This window comes from Stenotrophomonas maltophilia group sp. Smal32, assembly GCF_030237085.1.
GTDB lineage: Bacteria > Pseudomonadota > Gammaproteobacteria > Xanthomonadales > Xanthomonadaceae > Stenotrophomonas > Stenotrophomonas maltophilia_Q.
Map to the genome: position 1 here is coordinate 1 of NZ_JASJSI010000066.1, position 6,925 is coordinate 6,925.

Sequence of the window (6,925 nt, forward strand, 5' to 3'; positions counted from 1 at the left end):
GATGGCGCCATCGAGCCCCCATGGGTGAGGGCGCTTTGCTTGCGAAGCACTGCTTCGCAAGCGCCCGAACGCACAGCCGCCAGCGGCTGGGCCGGACCGCGGAGCGGGGTTTACGGCGTGTCCTGCGCAACCCACCCGCCCGGCCAAGCGCGGCTTTTGCTTTACGCGACCAACCAGCCAGCCACGAGGGGCTGCGCCGTTGGCTGGAACAACCTGTTACCCATACGGGGCATGTGCCCGTCACAGCTGCATGCGATGCTGCCCCCCCTGATCCCTGCCAGCGAGAACGCCCGCATGACCACCATCATCGCCCCGCGCGTGCACGACATCGGCGGCCTCGAAGTCCGTCGCGCCGTTCCCACCCTGCAGGCCCGCAGCATCGGCTCGTTCGTGTTCGTCGACCAGATGGGCCCGGCACTCATGCACCCCGGCACCGCCATCGACGTGCGCCCCCATCCGCATATCGGCCTGGCCACCGTGACCTACCTGTGGTCGGGTGCGATCGGACACCGCGATACGCTCGGCTCGGACCAGGTGATCCGTCCCGGTGACGTCAACTGGATGACCGCCGGCCGCGGCATCGCTCATTCCGAGCGCACGCCGCAACCGGACCGCGACCATGACAACCCGATCCACGGCATGCAGACCTGGGTGGCGCTGCCGAAGTCGCACGAGGAAATCGAACCGGCGTTCTACCACCACGCGGCGGCCACCCTGCCCGAGCAGCGCCGCAACGGTGCCTGGCTGCGCGTGATCGCCGGCCGCGCCTATGGCGAGGAATCGCCGGTGAAGGTGTTCGCCGACACCCTCAACGTGGCGATCGATCTCGACCCGGATGCGGAGATCGACATCGACGACGGCCATCGCGAACGCGCGTTGTACATCCTCGAGGGCGAGGCGCAGCTGGATGGCGTGGACATCCCCGCACAGCACCTGGTGATTCCGGAAGCCGGCGCACGTGGCCGCCTGCGCGCGAAGACGCCGGTGAAGGCCATGCTGTTCGGCGGCGAGCCGCTGGATGGCCCGCGTCATCTGTGGTGGAACTTCGTATCCAGCTCGAAGGAGCGTATCGAGCAGGCCAAGCACGATTGGGAGGCCGGCCGCTTCGGCACCATTCCGGGCGACGACAAGGAATTCATCCCGCTGCCGCAGTACTGAACATCGCGTGTTGCACACATCCGAGGGTGTATCCCTGCACCCGGCGTTGACGCTACAGTCACCCGCTGATCACTGAAATGTGACATAAATCACACTTTCACCGTCAAAGGAGTGCAACACATGAGCATGGGTAAACGCTTGTCCGCCGAATTCCTCGGCACGTTCTGGCTGGTTCTGGGTGGCTGCGGCAGTGCGGTGCTGGCCGCCAAGTTCGGCGGTGATGGCAATCCGCTGGGTATCGGGTTCCTCGGCGTCGCCCTGGCCTTCGGCCTGACCGTGGTGACCGGCGCCTATGCGTTCGGCCATATCTCCGGCGCGCACTTCAATCCGGCGGTCAGCGTCGGCCTGTGGGCCGGCGGCCGCTTCCCGACCAAGGACCTCGTGCCGTACATCATCGCCCAGGTGGCTGGCGGCCTGCTGGCCGGCTTCATCCTGCTGCAGATCGCCTCCGGGGCCAGCGGCTTCGCCATCGATGGCAGCCAGGCCGGTGCGTTCGCCAGCAATGGTTATGGCGCGCTGTCGCCCGGCGGTTACAGCGTGGCCGCGGCCTTCCTGTGCGAAGTGGTGCTGACCGCCGTGTTCCTGATCGTGATCATGGGCTCCACCCATGGCAAGGCACCGGCTGGCTTCGCGCCGCTGGCGATCGGCCTGTCGCTGACCCTGATCCACCTGATCAGCATCCCGGTCACCAATACCTCGGTGAACCCGGCCCGCTCCACCGCCGTGGCCTTCTTCGCCGGCAGCGGTGCGGTCAGCCAGCTGTGGCTGTTCTGGGTCGCTCCGCTGCTGGGCGGCGCGATCGGCGGCATCATCTACAAGTGGATCGGCAACGACCGCTGAGGCCTGTGCGGACCATTGCGGCCGATCTTCGGCCGCAATGGTTACGCTTGTAACCGCAATTTGTGCGATCGCTCACGTTCCGTTAAGGTTGAGTTGACCGTCCGTGCACATGCCGGCCGGGGTGGCATCCGGGGATGGGATGCCAAGGCTGCCGGTCCATCCGGCGGAGCCAACGACACACCACCTTGGGGGATGCATGAAGTTCGCGCCTGTAGTGTTGTCGAGCCTGCTGTTCGCTGCGGCCCAGGCCGCCGCGCAGGCTCCTACCGAATGTCCTTCATTGCCGGCCAGCAGCGGCCTGCAGTGGCAACAGCAGGCACAGGCCGATTTCCTGGTCTGCCGCGCCAGCACCGGCGATGGCCGCGAGGTATTGAGCCTGATGCTCAGTACGCGCGATCCCAACCTTCCATTGAACCGCTCGCTGCGCCAGGAAAAGGGCAGTTTCGGCGGTGAATCGCTGTACTGGTACCAGCCCGACCTGGGAGGCCAGCAGCCGCCCGGCTATGCCGAGCGCCGCATCAGCGTGGTCAAGCTCGACAAAGGACGTTACGCGCAGATTTCGCTGTATCCGGACAGCGCGCAGGAACTGGGCTCGCTGCAGCAGCTGGCGCAGGGCATGAGCCTGACCCCGTCGGCCGTGGCTGCCGGGAACTGACGATGGCGGGGATGACTGCCTGGCAGCATCCCCGCAGGATCCGACGCGCGGGACGTCCGCCGGGCATGGCCCGGCGGCGTTACCGGCTTCTTTCGCCGGGCCATGCCCGGCGCAATCCCTCAGAACTTGCCTTCCTGGAAATCGACGAAGGCCTGCATCAGTTCCTGCCGCGTGTTCATCACGAACGGGCCATGGCGCATCACCGGTTCGCGCAGCGGACGACCGGCCACGAGGATCAGCCGCGCACCCTCGCTGCCTGCCGACAGATGCAGCTGCTCGCCACCGCCCAGCACCGCCAGTTCCTGTCGGGCGACGTCGCGCGCCGCATCCTGCTCACCCACCGTCACCGCACCTTCGAACACATACGCAAACGCGTTGTGCCCTTCCGGCAAGGCATAGGTCCAGGCGCGATCCGGCGCCAGCGTGATGTCCAGGTACAGCGGATCGGTGGCCGGCTGCACGATCGGGCCCTGCGTGCCATCCACGGTGCCGGCAATGACCTTTACGTCCACGCCCGCTTCCGGATGCACCACCGGAATCCGCTCAGGGGCGAATTCCTGGTACTTCGGATCCGTCATCTTCTCCTTCGCCGGCAGGTTCACCCACAGCTGGAAGCCGCGCATCTGCCCGCTTTCCTGCTCGGGCATTTCCGAATGCACCAGGCCGCGGCCTGCGGTCATCCATTGCACGCTGCCCGGGGTCAGCAGGCCCTCGTTGCCGTGGTTGTCGCGATGCCGCATGCGCCCGTCGAGCATGTAGGTGACGGTCTCGAAACCACGATGCGGATGCTCCGGGAAGCCGGCGATGTAGTCCTCGGCACGGTCCGTGCCGAATTCGTCGAGCAGCAGGAACGGATCCAGGTCCGGCAGCGTGGGGCCGCCGATGACGCGGGTCAGGCGCACGCCGGCACCGTCGGAGGTGGGCATGCCACGGATGGTCCGCAGCACGCGGGCCGGTTCGGGAAAGCTCATGGCGACTCCTGTTGGATGGATGCCACTGAAGATGGACGCCACACGGCTGCGTGCCAATGGACGGCGCCGCAACCGATTGTTCCATCCCTGATGTTCGCTGCACGTCAGCACAACAAGCGTACGACCAAAGTACTACCGCCGATTCGTCCTGTGCCAATTGACCCTGCCGAGGGCACGCGGGACTCTTTGACTGTCTTTCCGGGAGAGAGCACCTCATGAAAGGGTTTTCCAAAATAGGCTGGGCGGCCCTCGCCCTGCTCGGCGCCTTCTGTCTGGGCACCGTGGCCCTGCGCCGCGGCGAACACATCAATGCGTTGTGGATCGTCGTCGCCGCGGTTTCGCTGTACCTGGTGGCCTACCGCTTCTACAGCCTGTTCATCGCCAACAAGGTGATGCAGCTGGACCCGACCCGGGCCACCCCGGCGGTGATCAACAACGATGGCCTGGACTACGTGCCGACCAACAAGCACGTGCTGTTCGGCCACCATTTCGCCGCCATTGCCGGTGCCGGCCCGCTGGTCGGCCCGGTGCTGGCCGCGCAGATGGGCTACCTGCCCGGCCTGCTGTGGCTGGTGGTGGGCGTGGTGCTGGCCGGCGCGGTGCAGGACTTCATGGTCCTGTTCCTGTCCAGCCGCCGCAACGGTCGTTCGCTGGGTGATCTGGTGCGCGAGGAAATGGGCCAGGTGCCTGGAACGATCGCGTTGTTCGGCGCGTTCCTGATCATGATCATCATCCTGGCAGTGCTGGCGATGGTGGTGGTCAAGGCATTGGCCGAAAGCCCGTGGGGCATGTTCACGGTGATCGCGACGATGCCCATCGCGATCCTGATGGGCGTGTACATGCGCTACATCCGCCCCGGCAAGATCGGCGAGATCTCCGTGGTCGGCCTGATCCTGCTGCTGGCCGCGATCTGGTACGGCGGCAAGGTCGCCGCCGATCCGGTGTGGGGCCCTGCGTTCACCTTCACCGGCACCCAGATCACCTGGATGCTGATCGGCTACGGCTTCGTCGCCTCGGTGCTGCCGGTGTGGCTGCTGCTGGCACCGCGCGACTACCTGTCGACCTTCCTCAAGATCGGCACCATCATCGCGCTGGCCATCGGCATCCTGGTGGTGATGCCGGAACTGAAGATGCCGGCGCTGACCCAGTTCGCCGCCAGCGGTGATGGCCCGGTGTGGAAGGGCGGCATGTTCCCGTTCCTGTTCATCACCATTGCCTGCGGTGCGGTGTCCGGCTTCCACGCGCTGATCTCCTCGGGCACCACGCCGAAGCTGCTGGCCAATGAAGCACACATGCGCTACATCGGCTACGGCGGCATGCTGATGGAATCGTTCGTGGCGGTGATGGCACTGGTCGCGGCCTCGATCATCGATCCGGGCATCTACTTCGCGATGAACAGCCCGGCGGCAGTGATCGGTGCCGATGCTGCATCGGCGGCGCACTACATCACCAACACCTGGGGCTTCACCATCACCCCCGAACAGCTGACCGCGACTGCGGCGGCGATTGGTGAACCGACCATCCTGCATCGCGCAGGGGGCGCACCGACACTGGCGGTGGGCATCGCGCAGATCCTGCACGAAGCGATTCCCAGTGGCAGCGACGCGATGATGGCGTTCTGGTACCACTTCGCGATCCTGTTCGAAGCGTTGTTCATCCTCACTGCAGTCGACGCTGGCACCCGTGCCGGTCGCTTCATGCTGCAGGACCTGCTGGGCAACTTCGTGCCGGCGCTGAAGAAGACCGAGTCGTGGACCGCCAACATCATCGGTACCGCCGGCTGCGTGGCGCTGTGGGGCTACCTGCTCTACACCGGCGTGGTCGATCCGTTCGGTGGCATCCAGACGCTGTGGCCGCTGTTCGGCATCTCCAACCAGATGCTGGCCGGTATCGCGCTGATGCTGGGCACGGTGGTGCTGTTCAAGATGAAGCGTGACCGCTATGCGTGGGTGACGGCGGTGCCAGCGATCTGGCTGCTGATCTGCACCACCTACGCCGGCTTCATCAAGATCTTCGACAGCAACCCGGCACAGGGCTTCCTGGCGCAGGCACACAAGTTCCAGGCCGCCCTCGCCAGCGACACCATCACCGCACCGGCCAAGTCGGTGGCGCAGATGAAGCAGATCGTGGTCAACGCTTACGTCAACACCGGCCTGACCGCGCTGTTCCTGCTGGTGGTGGGCGCAGTGCTGGTGTATTCAATCAAGACCATCCTGGCGGCACGCCGCAACCCGCAGCGCAGCGACCGCGAGACCCCGTACGTGGCGCTGAAGCCGCATGAAATGGTGGACCTGTGATGAGCACGCAACTGGTTCCCGCCGGCCAGTACCAGGCGCACCGCCGCATCTGGCGGCGCCTGGTGCAGACCGCACGGCTGTGCTGTGGCATTCCTGATTACGACAACTACGTCCGGCACATGCTGGAGAAGCATCCGGACCAGGAGCCGATGGACTACAAGACGTTCTTCCGCGAGCGCCAGGAAGCGCGCTACGGCGGACGCAACGGCGGTCGCTGCTGTTGAGGTTCTGGGTGGGTGCCGGGCTTGCAGCCCGGCGCCCGCAGAGGCCGGAGCAACTGCAACTGCGGGAGCGTCTGCTCTGGCTTTCTGTGGGTTTGGCGGGGCGGTGTGGGCTTGCAGGACACGCCGTAAACCCCCAGGCCGGCCCAGCCACTGGCGGCTGTGCGTTCGGGCGCTTGCGAAGCAGTGCTTCGCAAGCAAAGCGCCCTCACCCATGGGGGCTCGATGGCGCCTTGCTCGTGTGCGCTGTCCTGCGCACACGGCAATACCGGGGTTGGGCATCCTGCCCAACCCGCCCGAGGCATGCCTCGGGCCCATGGCGCCAACGGTCCTGCAAGCCCACACCGCCCCACCTTCGACAGATTGCCGGTGACGGCGACACACATGCGGGGTCAGATCCATTTTCCGAAGGAAAACGGATCTGACCCCATTCTGTTTATCGATATCTGACAGAAAAATCGTGTCGACCAAGGTCGACACCTATCCAAAGCCACGCGTGCCAGCAGTCGCCGTTACCCACAGCCGCGTGAACCTGTCGAAGGCGGGGTGGGGGGGGGGGGGGGGGGGGGGGCGCCCCCCCCCGCGCGCCCCCCCCGAAAATGCCCTATTTTACGCCTGCCCCCCCCCCCGCCCCACCCCCCCCAACCACCGAAAACCCCCGGATTCCCTTTGGTTTTTACGTTCAATGTTTGGGGTGTAGGGGTGAAACCCCCCTTGCCTAATAAAAAAAATTTTAATTGGTTATACTTAAAAATGTGTTTTTTTCCCGGCCCCATCGAAATG

At 65.4% G+C, this 6,925-nt stretch carries 6 protein-coding genes; 5 read left to right on the top strand and 1 reads right to left on the bottom strand.

Annotated features, from left to right (window positions below; translation table 11 throughout):
• The first annotated feature begins 294 nt into the window (after positions 1-294).
• The 3 genes from QRO91_RS15145 (at position 295) to QRO91_RS15155 (ending at position 2,653) form a co-directional block, all read left to right on the top strand.
• Entirely contained in the window at positions 295-1,158 is an 864-nt protein-coding gene (locus QRO91_RS15145) for a pirin family protein (protein ID WP_049427674.1), read from the top strand.
• A gap of 120 nt (positions 1,159-1,278) precedes the next feature.
• A complete protein-coding gene (gene aqpZ, locus QRO91_RS15150) occupies positions 1,279-1,998 on the top strand; it encodes an aquaporin Z (protein WP_006462519.1) in 720 nt (239 codons plus the stop codon).
• Between the two features lie 196 nt (positions 1,999-2,194).
• Positions 2,195-2,653, top strand: coding sequence for a hypothetical protein (locus QRO91_RS15155; RefSeq protein ID WP_049427671.1), 459 nt, complete (start codon positions 2,195-2,197; stop codon positions 2,651-2,653).
• A gap of 119 nt (positions 2,654-2,772) precedes the next feature.
• Here QRO91_RS15155 and QRO91_RS15160 read toward each other — a convergent pair whose 3' ends face one another.
• Positions 2,773-3,624, bottom strand: coding sequence for a pirin family protein (locus tag QRO91_RS15160; RefSeq protein ID WP_049427670.1), 852 nt, complete (start codon positions 3,622-3,624; stop codon positions 2,773-2,775).
• Between the two features lie 215 nt (positions 3,625-3,839).
• On the opposite strand from QRO91_RS15160, the gene QRO91_RS15165 reads away from it, so the two are divergent.
• Together QRO91_RS15165 and QRO91_RS15170 are read left to right on the top strand one after the other, a co-directional pair.
• The gene (locus tag QRO91_RS15165) at positions 3,840-5,921 is read left to right on the top strand and encodes a carbon starvation CstA family protein (protein ID WP_049427667.1); all 2,082 of its coding nucleotides are present in this window, start codon (positions 3,840-3,842) and stop codon (positions 5,919-5,921) included.
• The gene (locus tag QRO91_RS15170; protein ID WP_005410613.1) at positions 5,921-6,145 is read left to right on the top strand and encodes a YbdD/YjiX family protein; all 225 of its coding nucleotides are present in this window, start codon (positions 5,921-5,923) and stop codon (positions 6,143-6,145) included. Before QRO91_RS15165 ends, QRO91_RS15170 begins: the two co-directional genes overlap by 1 nt.
• The last annotated feature ends 780 nt before the right edge of the window (positions 6,146-6,925 follow it).

Excerpts from the sequence above, each read along its gene's own strand:
- QRO91_RS15145 (WP_049427674.1), top strand. The coding sequence starts at position 295 with ATGACCACCATCATCGCCCCGCGCGTGCACGACATCGGCGGCCTCGAA.
- aqpZ (WP_006462519.1), top strand. The coding sequence starts at position 1,279 with ATGAGCATGGGTAAACGCTTGTCCGCCGAATTCCTCGGCACGTTCTGG.
- QRO91_RS15155 (WP_049427671.1), top strand. The coding sequence starts at position 2,195 with ATGAAGTTCGCGCCTGTAGTGTTGTCGAGCCTGCTGTTCGCTGCGGCC.
- QRO91_RS15160 (WP_049427670.1), bottom strand. The coding sequence starts at position 3,624 with ATGAGCTTTCCCGAACCGGCCCGCGTGCTGCGGACCATCCGTGGCATG.
- QRO91_RS15165 (WP_049427667.1), top strand. The coding sequence starts at position 3,840 with ATGAAAGGGTTTTCCAAAATAGGCTGGGCGGCCCTCGCCCTGCTCGGC.
- QRO91_RS15170 (WP_005410613.1), top strand. The coding sequence starts at position 5,921 with ATGAGCACGCAACTGGTTCCCGCCGGCCAGTACCAGGCGCACCGCCGC.